Below are 23,511 nucleotides of genomic sequence, written 5' to 3' on the forward strand. Positions count from 1 at the left end.
GTTGCGTATCCAGGCTAGGCCGATCATGGGCTGTTCGTCCGTCTTTCCGGCGAAGGAAAACGATCAATCGAGCCGGCGCGCCCCCGCCGCGGGCGTGACGGCGAAGGTGCGCGGCGGATGGAAATCACTGTCGGCGAAGGCTTCTCGCACCGCCGAGCCGATCGCACCGGTGCGCCCGCGATCCACCAGTGCGATGGCGCTGCCGCCGAAACCACCGCCCACCAGGCGCGCGCCATGGGCTCCGGCGGCCAGGGCACTCGCCACGGCGGTGTCGAGCTGGGGTGCGGAGACCTCGTAGTCGTCGCGGAGGGAGCGATGCCCGGCGGTCAGGATCGGGCCGATGGCGCGCGGGTCCGCACCGGTGAGCAATTGCGTGGCAACCTCGAGCACGCGTGCGTTCTCGGTGACCACGTGCCGGGCGCGGCGCCGCAGCACCGGATCGGCGAGCGCCTCCACCGCCTCCGGCTCGGTGACATCACGCAGCGATGGGACGCCCAATTGTGCGGCGGCGGCAGCGGTTTCGGTTCTGCGCCGCGCGTACTCGCCGTCCACCAGGCGGTGCGGGCTGCCGGTGTCGATCACCAGCAGTTCGAGGTCGAAGCGCTCCAGCTCGAACGGGATCTGCACCCGGCCGCCGCTGCGCACGTCCAGGAACAGCACATGTCCGGCGGTGCAGAGCATCGACGCCGACTGATCGAGCACGCCGGTCGGCACACCCACGTAGACGTTCTCGGCGGCGCGGGCGATATCGATGATCTCGTCGGCGGACAGCTCGGGTGCGAAGAGATCTCGCAGCGCGACCGCCACCGAACAGCACACCGCGGCCGAGGACGACAGGCCCGCGCCCATCGGGACGGTGCCGTCCAGTTCGAGTTCCAGACCGGTGATCTCGTGACCGCGGCGCTCGAATTCCCGGATCACGCCGAGCGGATAGTGCGACCAGCCGGGCAGTTCCGACCAGCCGCCCGCGGTCAGCGCCTCCAGGGTCTCGCTCACCGCGTCGCCGGGCGCCTGGTGAGATCGCAACCGCACCATCTCATCCGATCGGGCGGTGACGGTGCAGGTCACACCCAGTGGCACCGCCAGCGGCAGCACGTAGCCGTCGTTGTAATCGGTGTGCTCGCCGATCAGATTGACCCGGCCCGGCGCGTACCAGCGCCCCGTCGTGCATACCACCGTTGCTCCTGTCCAGACGATCATGCAGGCCGTACGGTTCGATTCGCAGGCAGCATAGCGAGTCTCGCGAAACGAGAACCTTCGGGATCGGTGAACTCCGCTACGAAATCTCGCGTTTCGTGTCATGATCGACTCGGTTTCCCAGATCTCGACGGCAGCCGTTCTGCCGCCGTCGGCTGGGTCCTATGCTCGTACAGCAACACTCGGTTCGCGATTCACCGGTGTCCCTCTGAGCCGGCTCTCGTGGACACGGTGATTTCGGGTGCGCAAGACCGAAGGTGGCACGGTTCCTGGGGATGGAGCGGACAAGGGGGGCTGGTAGTGACAGACGTAGAACCGACCGGTCCGTCTGTGCGGCGGTTCCGATTCTGCTGGCGCACCATGTTGTTCCTCTGCGGGCTGCTCATTCTCGCGCTGCCGCTGGTCGTCGACTCCCGCCCCCTGGCACTGGCCACTCTCGTCACCTCGGTCACCATCAGCCTGTTCATGATCGGCGTCGGCACCCGCCAGCATCGCCCGCGCCATCCGCTGCCCTGGCATCTGCTCTCGGCCTCGGCGGTGCAGTTCACCATCGGCACCGCGCTGCGTGATCTCACCGACTGGCAGCATCATCCGTTCGACGATCTGTTCACCCTCAGCGGTTACTGCTGTATCGGCGCGGCCGCGGTCTTGTGGCTGCGGCCGCGGCAGAACAGCACCGACCACGATCTGCTGCTGGACTCCGGGCTCATCGGCCTGGGCGCGGCGCTGGTGTCGTGGACCTTCCTCATCTCCCCCATCCTGCACAAGGCGTCCGGCTTCAATCTCGCCACCGTGACCGCCGTGACCTACCCCATCGTGGATGCCTTCCTGCTCACCGTGGTGGTGCATTCGGTGGTGACCTCCGCGCGGTCGGAGACGGCGGTGCGGCTGGTGTACCTAGCCATGCTGGTCATTCTGGCCGGGGATATCGGCTACAACCTGGAGACGGCGGGCTCGGCCGACCTGAGCCGGCAGGTGCTGCTGATGCCTTTGCAGTTGGCGTACACGCTGATCGGGGCGGCGGCGCTGCATCCGAGCATGGTGGTGCTGGGCGGGCATCGCGATATTCACGCGCATCGGTCGCGGCAGCGGGCCAGCATCATCGCGATCGTGATGATCGTGGCGGCGCTGGTGCCGGTGGTCGGGTCGAGTCTGGATCTGATCGACCGCGTGGTGGTTTCGTCGCTCTTCGCGCTACTACTAGCGGGGGTGCTGCTACGTAGCGAGCGCGCCATCGAACGCAGCGCCCGCAGCGAACGGCGCGCGCAGTATCAGGCCGACCACGACATGCTGACCGGACTGCTGAACCGCGCCGCTCTGCTGCGGGCGTTGCATCGTAATCGGGAGAAGTGGGGCGGGCAGCCACTTGCCTTGTTGTTCATAGACCTTGACGGATTCAAGCGGGTCAATGACAACTACGGGCACGCGGTGGGTGACGAGTTGATCGCCAATGCGGCGGCGCGGATCCGGCGCATCATCCGGCGCGACGACGCGGCCGCGCGGTACGGCGGAGACGAATTCGTGGTGCTGGCGCCACTGGCGCGGCAGCAGGCGGTGCTGCTGGCCGAGCGGCTGCTGGCGACACTCGGTGAACCGTTCGAGCTGAGTGCGGCCGAGGTGCGGATCGCGGCCAGTATCGGAATCGCTTGCAGTGGACCGCGGGGCGGGGAGACCACCGTGTACGAGCTACTGCGCGAAGCGGATTCGGCCATGTACCACGCGAAGGAATACTCGCTCGGATACATCTTCCACGATGATCTGCGCCCGGGGCACCCGAAGAGCGGGTCGCAACCCTGGCAGCGCGAATCCGCGGTGTGAGTTACCAAGCCTCGTCATCCCGGCCTCACCCCCGTCATCCCGGCGCGCTTTTGGCCGGGATCTCACTTGTAGCAGTGAGATTCCGGCCAAAAGCATGCCGGAATAACAAAGGGGGTTAACCGGAATGACGAAGGGGGACAGCTAGCTAGCCGGCGAGTTCGTCGAGTAGCCGACGGGCGTTCTCCAATTCGGCCTGGAGGGCCTCGACCTTGGCGCGCTGCGAGGCGCGCACCGACTCCAGTACGCCGTCCACTACTTCGGCGACTTCCTCGTGCAGCAGCTTGGCGGCTTGCGACACAGCGGAACTCGGCACCGGCAGGCCCTTGCTGCGCTTCTTACCCGCCACCACTTCCACGGTCCACTCACCGTCGGCGGTGCCGAGCAGGGTGACCGTCACCTCGGGGGCCTTCGCCTTCTTCGCGGCGGCGGCGGCCGGCTTGCGGGCCGGCGCGGGCGTGCCACCGGCGGGCTTGGCGGCCGGGGCGGGGGCGCTGGCGGGCTGCGGCGCTTCGGCTTTCGGCGCGGGCGGCGTGACCGGCGCGCTCGGCGGGGTGACAGGCGTGGCGGGCGACGGCATCGTCACGGTGGAGTCCTTCCTGGTTGCCGATTTCGGTTTCGCTCCGGCGGCCGCGTCCTTGCGGGCCGGTTTGGTCAAGGTCACCTCGGTGGGACCGAAGGACAGTACGTCTTTCGAACCGGTCGGCTTGACCTGAAGGAAATCTCCCTCGGATGGATCACCGAGCGAGATCACCTTTCCGGAACGGCCTTCCGGCACGCCGACCGCCGACGCCGTGAACCACACCATAGGCGGGCGGCCAGCGTCGATCTGATCGGCTATCTGCCGAATCTCGGTCTCCGACAAGGGCTGTGCTTTGGTGCTACGGGACGACATGGGGCTCTCCGGGCGGACGGCTGGACATCTGCGTGCCAAGAGCATGCACCATGGCACCGACAAATCCACATCCGAAGATTTCGCACCCCCACCGCCGCACTGGTCAGCGAACGTTCAGCACTTCCGATTCATGCGGCCCACCGAGCATGGCGGCGGCTCCGATCGTAGGCCCTGCCCGCCCCCGCCGCGCAATTTTCCTACAGCTGCTCGACGCCGCGCAGCACGCAGTGCACCGATTGCGGACGGGTCACCGGATCCAGCTTGGTCTCGGTGGTGAAGTCCTGGGTGGCATTCGGGCCCACCGTGATCTCGGTGCTGGTGCGCTCCAAGGTCGTCGACTCGGGGGTCAGGAAACTGATCACCACGAGGTACCGGTGCTCGACCTGATCGCGATTGCTCACCACCGCGGTGGCCTGCCAGCCCGCCGCCGTTCCGTCACAGGCGGTCACGAAGGCGCTGCGCTGCATCTCGGACATATCGGTCACGCGAATCTGCGATTCCGCGGCGGTCTCACCCGACTGGGTACAGCCGGTGAGTACCGCGACACCACCGGACACCACGCCGACCAACCTCAGCAGAGGGGCGATCATCGAATCTCCCTTTCCACCGTGCACTCCCGCCCCCGCACCACATTGCCGCTGAATAGCTGCGGGAGGCACACTACCTGAGGGTCACGGCGTGTCGTCAGATAACCCGATCTGCGTGTCGGGCGACGACGGAGCAGACGATGAGCTGTAACTGGTGGTAGACGATGACCGGAATGATCACCACGCCGGCCAGCGGACCGGTGAACAGGATGGCCGACATGGGCAATCCGATGGTCAGGCTCTTCTCCGAACCGCAGAACACCAGCACGGCACGGTCACCCGGTTCCAGGCCCAGTGCCCGCCCGCCGAAGCTGGTGAGCGCCAGCGCGATTGCCAGCAGCGCCGCGCAGAGCACCGCCACCAGCAGCAATTGCGCGGCCGGCAGCCGATGCCAGACTCCGCCCGCGACCGCGCCGCCGAACGCGGAGTACACGATCATCAGCACCGAGCCGCGATCGATCCAGCGCAGCGTGAAGGCGTGCCGCCCAGCCCATTCCGCGAGCCGGGCGTGCAGTAGCTGGCCCAGCGCGAAGGGCAGCAGCAATTGCACGGCCACCTGCCCGAACTGCCCGAGCCCGATACCGGCGTAGGAGCCGATCAGCGCCAGCACCAGCAGCGGCGTCACCACCACCCCGGCCAGGCTGGAGAGCGAGGCAGCACAGACCGCCGCGGCGGTATTGCCCCGGGCCACCGAGGTGAAGGCCACCGAGGTCTGCACCACCGAGGGCAGCGCGCCCAGGAAGAGCAGGCCGGTGATCAGATCCCGGCTCACCCACGGCGTCACCGTCCACGCGAAAAGCGCTGCGACGGCCGGGAAGATCACGAAGGTCATGGCCAGGGTGGCGGTGTGCAGCCGCCACGCCTTCAGGCCCGCCCAGGTGGCGGCCGGGGAGAGCCGCAGTCCGGCGGAGAAGAACACCACCGCGATGACGATGCCGCGTATCTCGCCGAGCGCCGTCGCGGCGTAGCCGGTCGGGGGCAGCAGCGCGGCCACCAGCAGGGTGAGCATGAGCAGCGCGACGAAGGGGTCGAGCCAGCCGGGCAGATTGGGGGCGCGCAGGCGTTTTTGCAGGATCGGGATCACCGCTTCGATCGGGGGAAAGTCTACTGTAGACAATTTGGCCGAGCGAGATTACCGCGCTGTAAAGCCTGTGCGACAACCGAATTCTGACTTCTGTAGACAGTTAGGCTGGGGCGCATGGTGGTTCAGGAGAGTCTCGTGTCATTGGCGGCGGCGGACGTCCGGCGGCTCATCGTCACCGGTCAGCTCGCACCCGGCAGCCGGGTTTCGGAACCGCCGCTGGCGGAGAAACTCCAGATCAGCCGGCCGCCGCTGCGGGAGGCGCTGCGCATTCTGGAAAGCGAAGGGCTGTTGGAGCAGACGCCGCGACGCGGATACCGGGTGGTGGAGATGAGCGCCGCCGATGTCGACGAGATCTACAGCCTGCGGCATGCGCTGGAACGGTTCGCGCTCGAACTCATCCTGGCCGATTACGATCCGGCGCGGTTCGATCCCCTGGACGAGATCATGAAGCGGATGCGGCGGGCGGCCAAGAAGCGCGACCACGCCGAGGTGATCCAGTGCAATATCGACTTCCATCTCGCGGTGATCGGGGCGTGCGGGCACAAGCGGCTCAGTGCGGCGTATCGGGCATTGATGGGGCAGATGCAGTTGTGCATGGCCGCCAATGTGCTCACCGAGGCCAAGTCGGCGGGTGATCTGCTGCGCGGATGTGAGCGGCACGAGCGGCTGCTCGAGGGACTGCGATCCGGGGATCGGGAACTGATCGTCAAGGAATTCTCCGAGCACGGCGAACGGGACTACCTGAACCGGCCCGGAGGCGAGCGTTCGTGACTTCGCTGCTCGGCCTGTTGAATTCCGGGATGCCGGATGCGACCGCACTCGCGGCGGCGGTGCGGGGAGGCGAGATCACCGCCGCCGAGGTGCTCGCCCTGGCCCGCGGGGCCGACGATCCGGACTGGAATATCTTCGTCACCGCGGATTGGACGGGTGCGGAAGCGGTCGCTAGGCGCATCGACGAAAAGCGCTCCCGTGGAGAGGAACTCGGGGCGCTGGCCGGGGTTCCGATCACCGTCAAGGATGTCCTGGCGGTCGCCGGGTTGCCCGCCACCGCGGCATGTAAAGCCTTGTCCGGCAATATCGCCACCGTGACCGCACCGGTCGTCGCGCGCCTGCTGGCCGCCGACGCCGTACTGCTGGGCAAGACCAACTGCCCTGAGTTCGCGTTCGGCGTCACCTGCGACAGTCCATTGGTGGGACGCACGCGAAATCCCCGCTTTCCCACCCACTCCCCCGGCGGGTCGAGCGGCGGCGAGGCCGCGGCGCTGGCGGCAGGCGTCTCCGCGCTGGGCGTCGGAACCGACTTCGGCGGCTCGCTGCGCTGGCCCGCGCAGTGCGTAGGCATCACCGCACTGCGTCCGACGGCCGGGCGACTGCCCGCACAGGGCCAATTGCCGGGCACCGCAGGCGATTCAGGCTCCGATCCGACGGCGCGTCCAGGCGGCATGCAGGGCTGGTTACAGACTCCCGGCCCCCTCGCGCGTTCGGTGCGCGATCTACGGCTCACCCTCCGTTTGATGGCCGGTCCCCCGCCGGACCTGACGGCCAGTCCCCTACCAGGCTTGACGGCCGGTCCCCCACCGGGCTTTGCGGCCGGTCCCGCACCGTCCGCCACCGAGCGGCGTATCGGCAGACTGCGCGTGGTGTGGAGCGACGGCGCGCATCTCGGACCGGTGCGCGCCGAAATCACCGCGCTGCTCGCCGATCTCGCGACGCGGCTCGCGGAGCGCGGTCACGCCGTCACGAACGAGCCACGGGTATTCGACTGCCTCGACGCCTACAACCGGCTCCGCGCGGTCGACCCGCTGCACGATCACCTCGCCGCCATCGCCGGTAGCGAGGACCTGGTCACCGCCGCCAATCGCCGCACCTTCGCCGATTCACTGCGCGCCACCGCAGCCGAAACCCGCACGGCGCGAATCGAAGCCGAGCATGCACAAACCGAGGCCCTCACCGTTTTCGAACGCGCCGACATCGTGTTGCTGCCGGTCGCCGGTGGCCCCGCCTGCGATCCCGACGGCCGCCTCGAGGTGGACGGGCGGCTGCTCGAGGGCTGGGAGCTGATGGGCCAGTGCCGCGCCGTCTCGCTGACCGGCGCTCCGGCAGTGTCGATTCCACTCGGCCGTTCCGCCGAAGGACTGCCGCTCTCGGTTCAGGTGGTCGCCGCTCCCGGCCGGGACGAGTTCGCCCTGGACGCCGCTGAGCTGCTCGAAAGCCTCGCCCCCGCCTGACTTTTCGTAAGATTGTCTACAGAAGACAATTTTACAATCCGGACATCTCCGGCGTCTTCCCCCGTCACAACCGCTCAATACCTTCACTCTCGTCAGAACTCACGAGATCCACTGGAGTAGCGGATGTTCCGTTGGAAGAAGAAGGCCGCCGCGGCGGTCGCGCTGGCCGCCCTGGCGGTCGCCGTCACCGCCTGCGGCGGATCCAAGCCCGCCGGCGAGAAGGACAAACTGGTCATCGCCACCAGCGGCACCTACAAGCCGATCACCTATTCCGAAGGCGGTGAACTCACCGGCTTCGATATCGATATGGGCAAGGAGATCGCCCAACGCCTCGGGGTGCGCGTCGAATTCGTCTCCGGGCAGCTCTCCGGCCTGCTGCCGGGTCTGAACGCCGGCAAGTTCGATGCCGTCATGTCCGGGCTGCTGATGACCGATCAGCGCAAACAGTCCATCACCTTCTCCGACCCGTATCTGGCCGACGGCACCATCGCCGTCAGCAAGACCGGCAGCGCCAAGGTCAGCGATATCACCAAGCTCGATGGGCTGAAGGTCGGCGTCATCGGCGGCTCCGCCACCCAGACCGCCATCGAAAAGGTCGGCGGTTACACCGAACTCAAGGAGTATCCGGGCGCGCCGGAAGGGTTCGCCGACGTGTCGGCCGGGCGCATCGACGTCTTCGCCGCCGGGCGGATCGCCGCCGACGACTACGTCAAGACCTCACCCAAGGGCGGTGACCTGCACACCGTCGGGCAGATCTTCAACCTGATGCCCGCCGGGGTGGGCTTCGCCAAGACCGACACCACGCTGAAACCCAAGTTCGACAAGGCGATCGGCGCCATGTGGGCCGACGGCACCATCGCCAAGCTCCAGCAGAAGTGGTTCGGCTACACCATCGATCTGCCGAAGGCGTGACGGGCGGGCCCATGGGAACCTACGAAACCGGTTCGATCGCAAGGGAATACCTGCCGATCTTCCTCGAGGGGGCGCGCACCACCCTCACCATCGTGCTGGCGGCCATCGTCTGCGCCACCGTGCTCGGCTATCTCGTCGCGGCGGCCCGGCTCTCGCGCTTCCGGGCGCTGCGCCTGACCGCGGGGGCGTACGTGTGGTTCTTCCGTGGGCTGCCGCTCATGCTGTCGCTGTTCTTCTTCTATTACACCCAGCCGTTCGGGCTCGTCTTCGACGCCTTCACGGCCGGGCTCATCGCCATGAGCCTGAACTCGGCCTCGTTCTTCTCCGAGATCATCCGGGCGGGGCTGCGGGCGGTGTCACCCGGGCATCTGGAGGCCGCCGAATCGATCGGCATGAATCCGTTCCAGAAGTTCCGGCGCGTGGTGGTGCCGGAGGCGGTGCGGCTCATGACGCCGCCCTACATCAACAACTGCGTGATCATGCTGAAGGAATCAGCCCAGGTCTCGGTGATCACCGTGCCCGATCTGATGCTGGCGGGCCAGAAGGCGTACAACGCCACCTACAACGTCACCGAGACCCTGGGCGTGGTAGCGGCGCTGTATCTGGCGCTGACCAGCCTGCTCATGGGATTGCAGATGATCGTCGAACGTCGTACCGGCCGCCGCATGGGCACGGCCGCCTCGCTGCGCACCGCGGGAGCCACAGCATGATCACCGTGACCGGATTGACGAAAAGCTATGGGGACAAGATGGTTTTCCGTGATCTCAGCCTGAAGGTGCGCGGCGGCGAGGTGGTGGCGATCATCGGGCCCAGCGGGTCCGGGAAGAGCACGCTGCTGCGCTGCCTCAATATGCTCGAGGTGCCCGATGCCGGGCGGATCGAGATCGGCGGGCGCGAGGTCGCCTACACCCCGAACAAGCGCGGCAAGCTCGGGCTGCTGGATCAGTTCCGGCTCACCTGGCTGCGGCGTGAGATCGCCATGGTGTTCCAGCAATTCAATCTGTGGCCGCATCGCACGGTGCTCGGCAATCTGCTGGAAGGGCCGACGGTGGTGAACCGGCAGGCCGGGCGGGATGCCGCCGAACGCGCGCTGGAGAAGCTGCGGTCGGTCGGGTTGGCGGAGAAGGCGCACGCCTATCCATCCGATCTCTCCGGCGGACAGCAGCAGCGGGTGGCCATCTGCCGGGCATTGATGATGGAGCCCAAGGCGATTCTCTTCGACGAACCGACCTCGGCGCTGGATCCGGAGCTGGTCAACGAGGTGCTGGAGATCATGACCAGCCTGGCCCGGTCGGGCATGACCATGGTGGTGGTCACGCACGAGATGAAGTTCGCGCGCGAGGTCGCCGACCGGGTCATCTTCATGGAGCACGGCGGCATCGTCGCCGAAGGCAGTCCCGACGAGGTCTTCGCCCATCCCCGGCTGGTGTCGTACGCGGCCCGCCTGAGCCACTGAGGTTTTCGTGACACGCCACGCACTGCGATTCGAGGGGCCGGGCCGTCCGGCGGCGAGCAGCCCGCTGCTGCCGGCGGGGGTGCGGCTGCCCGGTTCGCTCATCGGCATCGGGGAGAACTATCGGCCCGATGCCACGCCCCGGGCTCGGCCGGAGACGCGAATTCCACTGATATTCGGCAAGTTTCCGGGGTGCGTGACCGGTGACGGCGCGCCGATCGTGGTCGATCCCAGGCTGTCGGAGCAAGTCGTCTGCGAGGGCGAACTGGCCCTGGTCGTCGGGGAGCGCGCCCGCGGCCTGCGCACCGAACAGCAGGCCCTCGACGCACTGGCCGGAATCTGCCTGGCGAACGACGTCTCCGCCCGGGATCTGCAAGCCGCCGACGGGCAGTCCACCCGAGGTAAGAGCCTGGACGGCTTCTGCCCGCTCGGCCCGGAGCTGGTCACCCTGGACGAACTGCCGGACCTGCGCGCCCTCGAACTCACCACCCGGGTGAACGAGCGGGTCGTGCAGCAGGCGAGCACCGCCCAGCTGGTGTTCTCGATACCCGAATTGGTGCTGTTCTGCGCGAATTTCATGACGTTGTATCCCGGGGATGTGATCCTCACCGGCACCCCCGTGGCTGCCGACGAAGCCCTCCGCCTGCGCCCCGGCGACATCGTCGAGATCTGCGGAACCGGCCTGGGCGTGCTCCGTAATCCCGTGGTGGCCCGATGAATTCGCCGGAGTGGATCGTCAGCGCCTACAACGCCGTGCCATCCACCGGCTGGGACCACGGCACCCACGCGCGGTTCCTCGACGGGATCGCCGCGCTACCCGGTGTGGGCGGGCTGGAGCTCCCGTTTCCCGGACGACTGGACCCGCATACCGAATCCTGGTTCCGCCGGGCCGGTTCCGGCCTCTCCTGCACCCTCACCACCATCCCCGACACCATGGCGCGGGTCCAGCACGACCCCGCTTTCGGGCTCGCCTCCACCGACGAATGGCGTCGCCGCACGGCCGTCACCCGGCTGGTGCGGGTCGCCGAAACGGTGCGCCGCCTCAACGATCTGACCGCCCGGCAAGCCGTGCTCGCCGTCACCGTCTACAGCGCTCCCCGCCTGCGCACCGGATACGGTTCCGGCTCCGCGCTGGCCGCCTCCCTGCGCGAGATCGCCGAATGGGAGTGGGACGGAGCGCGACTCCTGCTCGAACACTGCGACGCCCCGATCCGCAACCGGCCCGCCGTCAAAGGCTTCCTGCCGCTCGGCAGCGAACTGGCGGCCATCACCGAGGCCAACGCGCACACCCCGATCCCGATCGGCCTGCTGGTGAACTGGGGACGCTCCGCGCTCGAACAGCGCAGTGCCGCAGGTGGAATCGGCCATGTGCTCAGAGCTCGTGCGGCCGGCGTCCTGGCGGGGCTGACCTTCTCGGGATGCGCCCCCGTCGCCACTGCGCACGGCGCGGGCTGGGACGACTGTCATCTGCCGCCCGCCCCCGTCTGTCCCGAATCCCTGCTCACCCCGGACTGGATAGCCGCCACACTGCGCGCCGCGGGCCCCGGCCCGATCCTGCACGGCCTCAAGGTCTCCGCGCCCCGCCACGCGTCGCCCGCCGTCCGGCTGGCGACCGTGACCCGGTCACTGAACGCCCTGCACTCCGCCTTCGCCGCCGCCTGATCGGGCGCGGCGGTCAGTCGGCGGCGCGCAGGACCTCGAGCACCTTGCTCGCCTGGTAGTCGGCACCGAGCTGATTGGGATGGAAGGGCACGGCCAAGCCGACCGGGTTGCTGGAGTACGGGACCAGGCCCTCCACCCAGCGGGTGCCCGCGGGCTGGCAGGCGTCGTGGCCGGAACTGCCGTCATAGGTGTTCACGAAATCGACGCCGGTGGCTGCCGCGACCCGGGCGAGCATGTCGTGCAGTTCGATGAGCTTGTGGCCCAGCCAGATCGCGTCGGTATCGGAGATGGGGATCTGGGTGAAGCAGCCGCCGTCGAGGCCGATGCCCTCGAAGTAGTCGAGCAGCAGCACGCGGGCCTGCGGTGAGCGTTCGCGGATGCCGGCGACGACGGTGCGGACCCGGGTTTCGGCGACGGCGATGGCGGCGGTCATCTTGTCCTGGCCGTCGGAGACCATGGCGTCCACGCACGGGGAGGCGGTGGGATCGGTTGTCACGCAGTGCATGACGAGTTCGGCCAGACCCGCGTCGTTGCCGCCGATCTCGAGCGTCACCAGATCGGTGGTGGGGGTGAGGCGGTCGAACTGGGGTGCGTTGGTGCCCAGTGCGGTGGATTGCGGGGCGGTCATGTTCTTCGTCTCCGCACCGCCGCAGGTGGCGTCGCGGAAGGTGGGGACCGCAAGGGCGGCCGCCACCTGCTTGGCGTAATTGCCGGCGCTCTGCACGCAGTGCAGAGGGGTGAAGGCCGTCGTGATCTGGCTGAGAGTGGCGTCGGCGGCCCAGGAATCGCCCAGCGCCACGTATTCGGAGTAGGTGGGCTGTTCGGCGGTGGCGGTGCCGGGCAGGATCGCGGCCAGGGCGGTGGCGGTGAGTAGTGCGCGTGAGAACTTCATGGTGTCTCCCCTCGGCCGGTCGTTCCTGAACTGGACCGGCGTCCGGGTGGGAAATTAACAGCGGCGCTGGGATTTCGCGCGGCGAACGGGGAAATATCCAGTGCCCCTTGCCGATGCGGCGCACGGCAAGGGCCACCGGATTCACACCCGGTCCACGGATTCCACGCGGTCGTAACCGAGCAGGACGTCGTGGTCCACCGCGCCGTCGGCGACGGCCACCCGGCTGAAGACCGGCGGGTAGCCGCGGGCCATCACCGTGTACCGGCCCTCCTCCAGGTCGGGGACCGTGTAGCGGCCGGTGTCATCGGTACGGGTGATGGCGATCAGGTCTCCGGCTTCGTCGAGGACGGTGATCTGAGCGTCGGGAACGGCCCGGCCCGCATCGGTGAGCGCGGCTCCCGCCAACACGGCGCGCGGAGCCAATTCGACGTCGTGGCGCAGCATTCCGCTGTCCGGCACGGTGAGGGCGACGGCGTTCGGGCGCATATGCTCGGCCACCGCCACCAGGGTGTAGGTGCCGGCCAGCACGCCCCGGCAGGCGAAAGCGCCGTCGGCGGCGGTGACGGCGGAACCGATCACATCACCGAAAGCGTCGGTGAGGGTGACGGTCGCGTCGGGGAGCGGGGCGCCGCGCCCGGCCGAGCGGACGATGCCGGAGACCTCGCCGGAACCTATCAGGGCGATATCGAGTTCGTGCGGGCGGCGGCCCACCGTCACCGAAACGGCCGCCGGTTGATAGCCGTTGGCCGAGACGATCAGGACATAGGTGGCAGCCCGCGGAACGCCGATGGCGTACACGCCGTCCGATTCACCGATGGCGCGCGAAACCTGGCGGCCGCGTTGGTCGATGAGCGTGAGCACGGCATCGGGGATGGGCTGGCCGTCCTCACGATGCACCACGCCGGCGATGGACAGGATGGTGGACTCGGTGAGCGGCTCGTCCTCCGGTTCCGGTTCGGGCTCCGGCTCCGCCGCGACCTGGGCCACCGGCATCGGCACATCTTGCAGCGGCAGCTCTTTCATGAACATGAGCACCACCGCGCCGACGACCGCCACCGCGGCGGCCACGAGGAAGACCCCGCCCATGGCATTGGTGAAGCCGGTCAGGATGGGGATGCGCAGTTCGTCGGGGAGGGCGGCCAGACCCGCGGTATCGCTCTCCAGCCCGCCCATGCCGCCGGCGTCGAAGCCGGGCGGGAGTGTGCCGCCGAAGGCGTGCAGGATGCGGCCGGGCAGCAGGTTGAACAGGATGGTCAGGAAGATCGCCACGCCGAGCGTGCCGCCCATCTGGCGGAAGAAGGTGGCGGCGGCGGTGGAGACGCCCATATCCGTGCGCGGCCCGGCGTTCTGGGTGGCGATGACCAGCGTCTGCATACAGCCGCCCAGGCCTAAACCGATTACGCCGCAATATAACAGCGGCTGCCAGAGCGGAGTGTCGAAGCGCACCAGGGCGAACAGCACCGAACCGGCCGCGATCACCAGCGAGCCGAGCACCGGCAGTATCTTGTAGCGGCCGGTGTATTTGGTGACCAGTCCGGCCAGCTGCGCGCCGATCATGATCCCCAGCACCAGCGGCAGCATGAAAAGCCCGGCGCGCGTAGGTGAATAGCCGCGCACCACCTGGAAGTACAAGGGCACCAGCACGATCGCGCCGAACATGGCGACGCCCACGATGAACCCGCCCAGAATAGCCAGGCTGAACGTGCCGCTCTTGAAGAGCCGCAAGGGAATCAGCGCTGAATCCTTCATCAGCAGCTCGACGATGAGGAACAGCACCAGCCCGGCGGCGGCGATCCCGTAACAGAGCAGGGCCCGCTCCGAGCGCCAGCCCCAGTCCCGGCCCTCCTGGGCGATGATGAGCAACGGCACGGTGCCCACCGCGAGCGTGATCGCCCCCAGCCAGTCGGTGCGGTGCGGCTGCCGCACGAAGGGCACGTTCAGGACCTTCCCCACCACCAGCAGCGCCAGCACCCCGATGGGCACGTTCACCAGGAACACCCACCGCCAGCCCGCCAGCCCGAGCAACTGGTCGGCATTGGAGAGCCAGCCGCCCAGGACCGGCCCCAGCACCGTGGCGATACCGAAGACCATCATGAAATAGCCCTGGTAGCGCACCCTTTCCCGGGGCGGGACGATATCGCCGATAATGGTGAACGCCAGCGACATCAGCCCGCCCGCACCGATGCCCTGGATGGCCCGGAAGGCGGCCAGCTGGTACATGGAGGTGGCGAATGTGCATGCCACCGAACCGATCACGAACACCCCGATCGCGATCAGATACCAGGGTTTGCGGCCGTAGATGTCGGCCAGCTTCCCGTACAGCGGGGTCGCGATGGTGGCGGTGATCAGGTAGGCCGTGGTGGCCCAAGCCTGCTGGTCGAAGCCGTGCAGGCTGTTGGCGATACGGACGATCGCCACGCTCACGATGTTCTGGTCCAGCGCCGCCAGGAAAACGCCCAGCAGCAACCCGGACAGGATGGTCAGGATCTGCCGGTGCGACAGCGTCTCCCCGGCGGGTGGCGGCGGCGGGACGGCCCGCGCCTCGGTGGTATCAAAAGCCTCGGTGGTAACATTCGTCATGTTTGGGGCCCTTGTCGGTTTTCGTCTTCCCTACCTGCGGTACTCCTCGAAAAACCCTCGCTGTTAAGCAATTCGGCGAGCTTACCCGCGCCCTATCGCACGCTTGAATTGAACCCACCACGGCCACCGCACGTTTGGCGTAAAAGCGGGCTCGCGCCCGCACGATCGATCACTACCTCGGATACGGATGGTGCGCGGTGAGCAGGGAACTCGTGGTGCTCTCACCCCACTTCGACGACGCGGCACTCGCGGTCGGAGCGCTCGTCGCGGCGCGGGCCGCGGCGGGCCGGCGGGTGCGGATACTGACCGTGTACACGGCCGGTCCGGACACCGCGGGGCTGACCGGCCGCCGCAGAGCCTTCGGCGACTACGCCGTGCGCCGGGCCGAGGACGATCGCGCGCTGGCGCGGCTCGGAGCCGGCGGCATGCGACTGGGATTGCGCGAGCGGCTGTTTCGCGATCCCCCGCTACCCCGGCCCGTGCACATCTTCCGCACCCCGGAGGATGTGCGCGGGCTCACCGAATGCGATCGCATCCAGCGCGAGATCACCCGCCTGCTCGACGAATCCCCGCGCGCCCAGATCCTCGCGCCCCTGGGCATCGGCAACCACCACGATCACGTCGAGGTCGCCGTGGCCGCCATGCGCGCCGCCGCTACCCATCCCGACCGCGTCCTGTTCTACGAGGATTTCAACGCCCTCTCCGAACTCTGCCGGCGCCACCACCCCGTCTCGCGCACCGCGCCCTTCCCCTGGCAATCCGCCCCCGCCTGGGCCAGCCCGCGCGCGGGCACCGGCTTGGAGGCCATGTCCTTCATCCCGCGCGGCCCGTCCGCGCCCGAGCTGGCCGGGCTCTCCCCCGGTCGCGGCGGCGGCAGCTGGTGTGTGCAAACCCTGCCGGTCCACACCCACGAGGCGGTGCAACTGCGTGCCGTCGCCGAATACCGCAGCCAGCTACCGCTGCTCGGCGGGCCGGCCGCCGTCGCCAAGTTCATCCGCCGCGCCCACCGCACGCGCGGCGGTGAGCTCCTCTGGCATCTCTCCCCCGCACGTCCCGCGCGACGCGTCGGCCGGGACGAGGGATTCCGCCGAGCGCAGGGCGGGCACGAGGTGATCACATGCGAGTGATGTTCGTGGCTTCGCCGTTGATCGGGCATCTGTTTCCGATGATGCCGTTGGCCGTCGAGCTGCGGCGGCAAGGGAATTCGGTGCTGGTCGCCACCGGTGGCGATGCGGTGCGCGCGGTGGACGGGCAGGTGCGGGCCGCCGATGTGGGAGCGGCGCACGGGTACGTGCGCGGGGCGGCGCGCGGGCTGATGGCGCATCCGCTGCTGGCATTGCGATCCGCGGCGGGATTGGCTGAACCTCGCGGGGCGGCAAGGGTTTTCGCCGCGACCAACGCCGCGATGCGGGATGAGTTGACGCGCAAGGCTATCGAGTTCGAGCCGGATGTGGTGGTGCACGAGCCGTTCGCGTCGGTGGCGGCGATCGTGGCGGCGCGGCTGGGGGTGCCGGCGGTGCTGCACAATATCGCGTTCGACAACGGGAGCCATATCCGGCGCGAGCTGTTGCGGTTGCTGGGTGCGGCGGAGCTGCCCGAGAGTGCGCTCACACTGTCGGTCTCACCGCCGAGTTTGGTGCGGGTACCGGGGCGGGAACTGCGGTTCACGCCTTATGCCACCGCCGATTCCGTGATTCCGGAGTTCCTGCGCGAACCCGCCGGGCGACCGCGAATTCTCGTCACGCGCAGCACCATGCTGGGTGACGGACCCGATGTGATGCTGGCCTCGATACTGCGCGCCGCGCCCCGGGTGGATGCCGAGATCGTGATCGTGCGGCCAAATCACCGCGTGGAACGCGCACCCCGGCTGCCCGCCAATGTCCGTACGGTCGGCTGGACCGATCTGCACAGCGTGCTGCCGCACTGCACCGCCATGGTCAATCACGCCGGGGCGGGATCGGTGTATGCCGCCTTGCGGGCGGGTGTGCCCCAGCTCGCCACCCCCGCGCCCGGCGACCGGCGCTGGAACGCCCGGCTGGTGCATCGCCGCGGGGTGGGACTCTCGGTGCCCGCATGGCGAATTCGCGCCGCGCATCTCACCGCGTTGAGCACCGATCCGGGGCTGGCCGAGGCCGCCCGCGAGGTCGCCGCCGAAATCGCCGCCATGCCCGGGGCCGACCGGGTGGCCGCCGAACTCACCGCCTCGATCGCCGAACGCAGCGCGCGATAGCCGTGCTGCGCGCTCAGACCTCCACTTGGGCGTAGAGCGGAATCCCGGTGTGGAAGAAGCGGATCAGGCGGCCGATGCGGACGCAGTGGTCGGCGGCGCGGCCGTACTGGTGCGCCAGCATGGCGATATCGATGGCCATGGCGGAACCGTGCGCCCAATCCGGTGCGGACGCGGCCTCCACCACCTGGGCGCGCAGCCGGTCCAGGGTTTCGTCGTGCGGGACCAGGACCTGATCGCGGGGCGGGTTCTGGGCGGCGATCACACGTACCACGGTGGCCACCAGATCGGTGGTCGCGCTGGAGATTTCGGCCAGCTGTGCGATCAGCCCCGGCGGGGCGACGGACTCCGGGTAGCCGCGCATCACCGTATCGGCGACCCGGCTCAGCGCCCCGCTCACCGCGAGCAGGTCGTCAGCGATCTGCATGGCCGTCACCACGTGCCGTAGATCGCGGGCCACCGGGGCCTCCAGGGCCAGCAGAATGACCGAGCGGTCTTCGCATTTGGCGTGCTCGACCTGCACCTGTTCCTCGAAGGCGAAGACCTCGTAGGCGGCGGTGAGATCACTGCCCACCAAGGCCGCCGAGGCGCGCTCGGCCGACTCATGGGTCAACCGCGCCATATGCGCCAGCTCATCGGTCAAAGCCATGAGCTCGATGGAGAATTTCGTCCGCACTCGCATAGTCTGTCCGCCCGCCCGCACAAGTGCACAATATCGCGGCAAAACCGTTCGCTCCGAAGGGCACTCGGTAGTTCGGCCGCCAAAATACCTACTGGTCGGAACTAGATGTATCAACCACACCCCGCGCCGACCAGTGCGTCCTGCCCGGAATTCGCCACGCGGTGACTGACACCGGGTCCGTGGCCGACCCCACCAATCCGCCGGCAGCGGCGGGCGAGTCGCTCGACCCGCCAGCCCCCGCGCACAACGAACCCGGCGGGTCGCATGCCGAGCTGGCTGCCGCGCGCCATGGTGCTCGCACTCGCCCTGCTCGGCCTCTTCGAACTCGCCGACTGGCGCCCCGGCCCATCGGGTTCAGGCGGGCGCCGGTTCCTTGATCGCCGCCTTGGCCCGCGCGGTGCCGAGAATCGAACCCAGGATCACCAGCGGGAACCCGATCGCCATACCGGCGGTGAGCGGTTCGCTCAGCAGCGTCACGCCGATCACCAGCGCCACGGCCGGATTGATGTAGGTGATCACGGTCGCGCGCGCCGGACCGACCTCGCCGATCAGGGCGAAGAAGACCACGAACGCCAGCGCCGTGCAGAGCAGCCCCAGGCCCACCACCGACCAGGTGGCATCGGCCGGATAGTGCTGCGGCGCCTGCCATATCGCGAACGGCAGGTAGATGGCGGCGGCGAAGACCAGCGAGACCGTCACCACGCCGATCGGCGGCAGCCCGGTCAGTTTGCGGTCGATGATGATCGGGCCGAAGGCGTAGCCGATCGCACTCACCGCGATGGCCAGCAGCGCGCCCATATCCGACACCTCGATGTCCAGGCCGACCAGCGCGGCCACGCCCGCGATGCCGATCAACAGGCCGAGCAGGCGGCGGCTGTCGAGCCGATCGTGCCCCAGCCGCGTCACCACCACCACCGCGATCAACGGCACCGCGGCGATGAGCAGGCCGACCGTCGAACTGCTCAGCGACGTCTCCGCCTTGCCGATCAGCAGCCACGGGCCGGTGATCTCCACCAGCGTGTAGGCCAGCACCCAGCGCCACTGCCGCAGCACCGGCAGGAAAACCTTGGCTTACAGGGCAATCGGCAGCAGGACGAGCGCACCCAGGAAGGTGCGGCCGAACGCCACCACCACCGGATCGAAGTCGGTCACCGCGATCCGGATCATGGCGTACGGGATACCCCAGATGACGCCCATGGCCAGGAAGAGGGCCCAGCCGCGCCTACTCATCGCCGCTCCCGCACATCCCGCACTCCTTCCGATCCCGCGGAGCGTAAGACACGCCGCCGACATCCAATGACACTCCGCCGGGCGGCGAATATTCCGGCCGAATCGTCCGATCGCCGCCGCTCCGCGAAGTACTGATGGGGACTACTACGCGTTAGACGCCCCACCTGTTCCCACCTGATGAGGAGTAGAGGTTGCATTCATTGCGTATTCGAGTGGGTGTGCTGCTCGCGATCGGTCTCGTGTTCGGCGGCGCCGGTCCGGTCGCGGCCGATCCCATCACCGGTCTGCTGCCCGCCCTTCCGCGCACGCAGGCTTCCGCCACCATCACCCCCGCACTCGATTGCGTCCCCTCGCCCGCACGCCCCGAACCGGTCATCCTGCTCGCCGGATTCGGGGCGGTCGGCGACATCACGGGCACCATCGACCGTCAGATGTCTCTCATCACCGGCGGCATCCGCGCCGGCGGAGGCTGCGCCTACCCCTTCGCCTACGGCATCATCGGCCCGCTGCACGCCGCGGCTTCCATCCCCGAATCCGCCTCGCAAATAGCCGTTTTCGTCGACAAGGTGCTGGCCACGACCGGGGCCGGGCGGGTCGATATAGTCGCTCACTCCTCCGGCGCCCTCGCCGCCGACTACTACCTCAGATTCCTCGACGGGGCACCGCACGTCCGCCGCACGGTCCAACTCGCGCCGGTTACCCATGGCACCACCGCCGCCACCCTCACCGCTGGACTGACCTTCCCCCGATACCCGTACACCCCAGCCGATTTCATCCAATCGCTGGACGCCGAACCCACCCCGCCCTTCCAAGGCGCTCTCGACTGCCTCACCGGGTCCGCCCCCGTTCAACGCCTGCACGCCACCGGATTCACCGCCCCCGGAGTCGAATACTCGGTCCTGGCAACGAAATTCGACCAGGTTCTCACCCCGCCCGGCGCCGCATCCTTCATCGACGAACCCGGCGTACGCAACGATTTCTACGAGGACATAGCCTCCGAAGCCGCCCCCGCCTCCCACGCGACCCTGCCCATGCAACCCGCCGCGGCCGCCTGGGTATTGGATCGGCTGTACGGCGAGTAGCACCCTCCGCGTTCGGTATTCACCTCAGTCGAACCATTCCTCCTTACCCGCCTCGATGAGTTCACCGAGCAGGGTTCGGTCCGAAAACGCTTGGCGCAGATGGGCACCCAATTGGCGGAGCGCGGCCTCATCCTCGCCGTAGGCCACGAAGGTGCCGGCTTCGGGGTCGAAGCCCATCCGGCCCTCGAGTTCGGGCGCGCGGAGCCGGACGATCACTTCGGCCACGCCGGTCCAGCTGTAGCCGTTGCCCTCATGGCCGCGAGCGGTGAAGACGTCGTCCACTTCGATCATGTGGGTGTCGCTCAGCATCAGGCAGAAGGAGCCCGGTCTGTGGTCGTACTCGAAGAAGCGCAGGGGCGCGTAGGTTTCGCGGTCGGTCATGGGGTGGACTCTACGAAACCGGTCCGACAAGCGGCGGCGAAGGCCGTCGGCACGCTGATCGGTCAGTCGCGACGGGCATTGCGCGCGGTGCCGCGATGCGCCGACACCGTGGCGGGGTCCTCCGGCCACGCGTGCTTGGGGTAGCGGCCGCGCAGGTCCGCGCGCACCTGGGGCCAGCCATTGCGCCAGAAGGACGGCAGATCGGCGGTGACAGCGACGGGACGCTGCGCGGGGGACAGCAGATGCAGCAGCAGGCCGACGCGGCCGGCGGCCAGCCGGGGTGGGTCGCTCCAGCCGAAGATCTCCTGCACCTTGACCGCGAGCACCGGCGGGTCGGTGGAGTAGTCCACTCGAATCCGGCTGCCGGAGGGGACTTCCAGCCGTTCGGGCGCCAGTTCGTCGAATCGCGACGCTTCCGGCCAGGGCAGCAGGCGGCGCAAGGCTTGCCCGGCGTCGATTCGCTGTAGATCGGAACGCCTTCCGGCGGTGGATAATTCGGTTCCCAGCCAGTTGTCCGCCGCCGTCGTCAAGGCCGCGTCGTCCACGGCGGGCCACGGGGCGCCGAGAGTGCGATGCAGGAAATCCAGGCGCTGCCGCAGTGCGACCGCGTCCGCATCCCAGCGCAGCAGGCCGGGGCCCTCGAGCTCGAGGCCCTTCCGCAGGGCACGCTGCACCGAATCGCGAGCGGGCGCCCGTAATGGCTGCTCCGACAAGATGATCGCGCCGAGCCGCTGCACTCGACGCGCGACCACGTCGCCTCCGACCCAATCGACTTCGTCGATCGTGTCCAGCAGGTTCGGTGCGACCGCCCGCGCCAGCTCTTCATCCGCGGTGGCGGCCAACCGGATACGCCCATCCGATTGCCCCGGGTCACGCGAAGCCACCGCGACCGCGACCCACTCGGCATCGCCCAAACCGGAGCCCGGTGGCAAGGTGACCGCCGTTCCGCCCACCATGAGGTAGCTGGCCGACCCGGCTCCGCGTCGCCGCGCCAGCCGCTCGGGATGCGCCAGGGCCACCACGAACGCCGCGTCCCCCGCTCGCGCGGCCGGGTCGGCCGCTGTGCGCGCGACCGGATTGCGCGTTCCCGAATTCGCGCCCCGCTTCCGTGGCGTGGATCCCGGATCCGTGTCGACCAGGCGCGCAAGGCGTTCCACTTCGCGATGCCAGCGGCCGGCCGGCTGGTTGCGCAGGGTGCGGAGAGCGGCGGCGAGGTCGGTGGTGGTGGCCGCCGAATCGTCGTCGAGGAGGGCTACGACCTCGGCGGCGGTCCGCGCGCCGACGGCTGCCGCGCCGTCGAGCAGCGCGCGAGCCAGGCGCGGGTGCAGGCCCAGGGCGGACATGCGTTTGCCACGTTCGGTGGCGGCGCCTTCGATGTCGGTCGCGCCCAGGGCGAGCAGTGCCGCCCGTCCGACGGCGAGGCCGCCGGACGGGGGCGGGTCCCACCAGGACAGGGCGGAGCCGTCGGGGGTGCCCCAGCAGGAGAGTTCCAGGGCGAGGCGGGTGAGGTCGGCGGTGCGGATCTCGGGCTCGGGATAGGCCGGGAGAGTGGCGTGTTCGTACTCCGGCCAGCAACGCCAGACGTGCCCCGGGGCTTCGCGACCGGCACGGCCGGCACGTTGCGCGGCGACGGCGGCCGAAACCCGGACTGTCGCAAGACCGGACAGGCCGCGGCGGTGGTCGATGCGCGGGACGCGCGCCAGACCGGAGTCGACCACGGCGCGCACCCCGGGGACGGTGAGGCTGGATTCGGCTACGGCAGTGGACAATACGATGCGGCGGCGGGCTCCGGGGCGGAGTGCGGTGTCCTGAGCCGAGGCGGCGAGGCGGCCGTGCAGTGGCAGGACATCCACATCCGGGATATCCGAGAGCAGGCTCATGGTGCGGCGGATCTCGCCCGCGCCGGGGAGGAAGACCAGAATGTCACCGTCGGTGGCGGACAAGGCGATTCGGGTCGCGCGAGCGACCTGAGCTTCGGCCCTTTCGCGGGGCAGGGCGGGCAGATAGGCGATGTCCACGGGGTGGGTGACGCCGCGCACCTCCAGGACCGGGGCGGGGCCGGAATCGCCGAGCAGGGCCGAGAGCCGCTCCGCCGCAACGGTTGCCGAGGTGGCGAGCAATCGCAGGTCCGGGCGCAGGCCGGCGCGCGCATCCAGCAGCAGGGACAGCAGCAGGTCGGCATCGAGATGCCGTTCGTGACATTCGTCGAGCACCACCACATCGGTGCCCGACAGCTCCGGATCGTTTTGCAAACGCCGCACCAGCAGTCCCGAGGTCACCACCTCGATCCGGGTGCCCGCACCGACCCGGCGATCCCCGCGCACCGAATACCCGACCGTCTGGCCGACCGGTTCGCCCAGCAGCGCCGCCATCCGCGCCGCCGCCGCCCGCGCGGCCAGCCGCCGGGGTTCGGCGACCACCACCCGCCCGGTCGTACCCGCGGCGAGGGCCAACGGCACCAGCGTCGTCTTGCCGGTGCCGGGCGGCGCGACCAGCACGGCGGTGCCGTGCGCGGTCAGCGTCTCGGTGATCTCGCCGAGGGCGGGGCGGACGGGGAGATCGGGCAGGTCGGGGAGTTCCATTGCCGACCAGTCTGCCGTAGCG

General features: G+C 68.8%; 22 protein-coding genes. 11 read left to right on the plus strand and 11 right to left on the minus strand.

The features are described 5' to 3' along the window. Positions 1–63: 63 nt before the first annotated feature. Positions 64–1,176, minus strand: a complete 1,113-nt coding sequence (gene galK, locus NI1_RS22425) for a galactokinase (protein WP_245663359.1) — start codon at positions 1,174–1,176, stop codon at positions 64–66. Positions 1,177–1,497: 321 nt separating this feature from the next. Here galK and NI1_RS22430 point away from each other — a divergent pair, with 321 nt between their 5' ends. Next, positions 1,498–3,015, plus strand: a complete 1,518-nt coding sequence (locus NI1_RS22430) for a GGDEF domain-containing protein (RefSeq protein ID WP_245663360.1) — start codon at positions 1,498–1,500, stop codon at positions 3,013–3,015. A gap of 145 nt (positions 3,016–3,160) precedes the next feature. On the opposite strand, the gene NI1_RS40150 is transcribed toward NI1_RS22430, so the two are convergent. The 3 genes from NI1_RS40150 to NI1_RS22445 all read right to left on the minus strand — a co-directional run bounded on the left by NI1_RS40150 (position 3,161) and on the right by NI1_RS22445 (position 5,611). After that, positions 3,161–3,952 (minus strand): DUF6319 family protein, encoded by a 792-nt coding sequence (locus NI1_RS40150; protein WP_369690152.1) that lies wholly within the window; start codon positions 3,950–3,952, stop codon positions 3,161–3,163. Positions 3,953–4,104: 152 nt separating this feature from the next. After that, complete coding sequence (locus tag NI1_RS22440; RefSeq protein WP_067824332.1) at positions 4,105–4,497, minus strand: hypothetical protein; 393 nt, start codon at positions 4,495–4,497, stop codon at positions 4,105–4,107. A gap of 94 nt (positions 4,498–4,591) precedes the next feature. Beyond that, a complete protein-coding gene (locus tag NI1_RS22445) occupies positions 4,592–5,611 on the minus strand; it encodes a bile acid:sodium symporter family protein (RefSeq protein WP_157535266.1) in 1,020 nt (339 codons plus the stop codon). A gap of 81 nt (positions 5,612–5,692) precedes the next feature. Here NI1_RS22445 and NI1_RS22450 point away from each other — a divergent pair, with 81 nt between their 5' ends. From NI1_RS22450 to NI1_RS22480, 7 genes are all read left to right on the plus strand, one after another. Then, positions 5,693–6,349, plus strand: coding sequence for a GntR family transcriptional regulator (locus NI1_RS22450; protein ID WP_067824334.1), 657 nt, complete (start codon positions 5,693–5,695; stop codon positions 6,347–6,349). Then, complete coding sequence (locus NI1_RS22455) at positions 6,346–7,806, plus strand: amidase (RefSeq protein WP_218026804.1); 1,461 nt, start codon at positions 6,346–6,348, stop codon at positions 7,804–7,806. The genes NI1_RS22450 and NI1_RS22455 overlap by 4 nt, the downstream gene beginning before the upstream one ends. 123 nt (positions 7,807–7,929) lie before the next feature. Then, entirely contained in the window at positions 7,930–8,718 is a 789-nt protein-coding gene (locus NI1_RS22460) for a transporter substrate-binding domain-containing protein (RefSeq protein ID WP_067824336.1), read from the plus strand. A gap of 11 nt (positions 8,719–8,729) precedes the next feature. Continuing rightward, positions 8,730–9,428, plus strand: a complete 699-nt coding sequence (locus NI1_RS22465) for an amino acid ABC transporter permease (protein WP_067824421.1) — start codon at positions 8,730–8,732, stop codon at positions 9,426–9,428. Then, positions 9,425–10,174 carry an amino acid ABC transporter ATP-binding protein gene (locus tag NI1_RS22470; protein ID WP_067824338.1) on the plus strand — a complete coding sequence of 250 codons (750 nt, stop codon included), beginning with the start codon at positions 9,425–9,427 and terminating at the stop codon, positions 10,172–10,174. Before NI1_RS22465 ends, NI1_RS22470 begins: the two co-directional genes overlap by 4 nt. Before the next feature lie 7 nt (positions 10,175–10,181). Beyond that, positions 10,182–10,889, plus strand: coding sequence for a fumarylacetoacetate hydrolase family protein (locus NI1_RS22475; RefSeq protein WP_067824339.1), 708 nt, complete (start codon positions 10,182–10,184; stop codon positions 10,887–10,889). Further along, positions 10,886–11,833, plus strand: a complete 948-nt coding sequence (locus NI1_RS22480; protein WP_067824341.1) for a DUF4862 family protein — start codon at positions 10,886–10,888, stop codon at positions 11,831–11,833. The genes NI1_RS22475 and NI1_RS22480 overlap by 4 nt, the downstream gene beginning before the upstream one ends. A 13-nt stretch (positions 11,834–11,846) precedes the next feature. On the opposite strand, the gene NI1_RS22485 is transcribed toward NI1_RS22480, so the two are convergent. Then, on the minus strand, positions 11,847–12,725 hold the full coding sequence (locus tag NI1_RS22485) for an SGNH/GDSL hydrolase family protein (RefSeq protein WP_067824342.1): 879 nt from the start codon (positions 12,723–12,725) through the stop codon (positions 11,847–11,849). A gap of 141 nt (positions 12,726–12,866) precedes the next feature. Further along, positions 12,867–15,305: an MFS transporter gene (locus tag NI1_RS22490; protein ID WP_067824344.1), complete on the minus strand. Its 2,439-nt coding sequence runs from the start codon at positions 15,303–15,305 to the stop codon at positions 12,867–12,869. Between the two features lie 197 nt (positions 15,306–15,502). On the opposite strand from NI1_RS22490, the gene NI1_RS22495 reads away from it, so the two are divergent. Next, positions 15,503–16,432, plus strand: a complete 930-nt coding sequence (locus NI1_RS22495; protein WP_067824346.1) for a PIG-L family deacetylase — start codon at positions 15,503–15,505, stop codon at positions 16,430–16,432. Next, the gene (locus NI1_RS22500; RefSeq protein ID WP_067824348.1) at positions 16,423–17,535 is read left to right on the plus strand and encodes a glycosyltransferase; all 1,113 of its coding nucleotides are present in this window, start codon (positions 16,423–16,425) and stop codon (positions 17,533–17,535) included. Before NI1_RS22495 ends, NI1_RS22500 begins: the two co-directional genes overlap by 10 nt. A gap of 13 nt (positions 17,536–17,548) precedes the next feature. Here NI1_RS22500 and NI1_RS22505 read toward each other — a convergent pair whose 3' ends face one another. The 3 genes from NI1_RS22505 to NI1_RS40275 form a co-directional block, all read right to left on the minus strand. Beyond that, a complete protein-coding gene (locus NI1_RS22505) occupies positions 17,549–18,208 on the minus strand; it encodes a phosphate signaling complex PhoU family protein (RefSeq protein ID WP_067824423.1) in 660 nt (219 codons plus the stop codon). A 360-nt stretch (positions 18,209–18,568) separates the two neighbouring features. After that, positions 18,569–19,267 (minus strand): DMT family transporter, encoded by a 699-nt coding sequence (locus NI1_RS40270; protein WP_218026805.1) that lies wholly within the window; start codon positions 19,265–19,267, stop codon positions 18,569–18,571. A gap of 18 nt (positions 19,268–19,285) precedes the next feature. Further along, positions 19,286–19,444 (minus strand): EamA family transporter, encoded by a 159-nt coding sequence (locus NI1_RS40275; RefSeq protein ID WP_218026806.1) that lies wholly within the window; start codon positions 19,442–19,444, stop codon positions 19,286–19,288. Between the two features lie 191 nt (positions 19,445–19,635). On the opposite strand from NI1_RS40275, the gene NI1_RS22515 reads away from it, so the two are divergent. Next, positions 19,636–20,526 carry an esterase/lipase family protein gene (locus NI1_RS22515; RefSeq protein WP_157535267.1) on the plus strand — a complete coding sequence of 297 codons (891 nt, stop codon included), beginning with the start codon at positions 19,636–19,638 and terminating at the stop codon, positions 20,524–20,526. A gap of 24 nt (positions 20,527–20,550) precedes the next feature. On the opposite strand, the gene NI1_RS22520 is transcribed toward NI1_RS22515, so the two are convergent. Together NI1_RS22520 and hrpB are read right to left on the minus strand one after the other, a co-directional pair. Further along, the gene (locus NI1_RS22520; RefSeq protein WP_067824351.1) at positions 20,551–20,907 is read right to left on the minus strand and encodes an immunity 51 family protein; all 357 of its coding nucleotides are present in this window, start codon (positions 20,905–20,907) and stop codon (positions 20,551–20,553) included. A 62-nt stretch (positions 20,908–20,969) separates the two neighbouring features. After that, entirely contained in the window at positions 20,970–23,489 is a 2,520-nt protein-coding gene (gene hrpB / locus NI1_RS22525) for an ATP-dependent helicase HrpB (RefSeq protein ID WP_067824353.1), read from the minus strand. Positions 23,490–23,511 lie beyond the last annotated feature (22 nt).

The organism is Nocardia inohanensis NBRC 100128 (assembly GCF_001612945.1).
Classification (GTDB): Bacteria; Actinomycetota; Actinomycetes; order Mycobacteriales; family Mycobacteriaceae; genus Nocardia; species Nocardia inohanensis.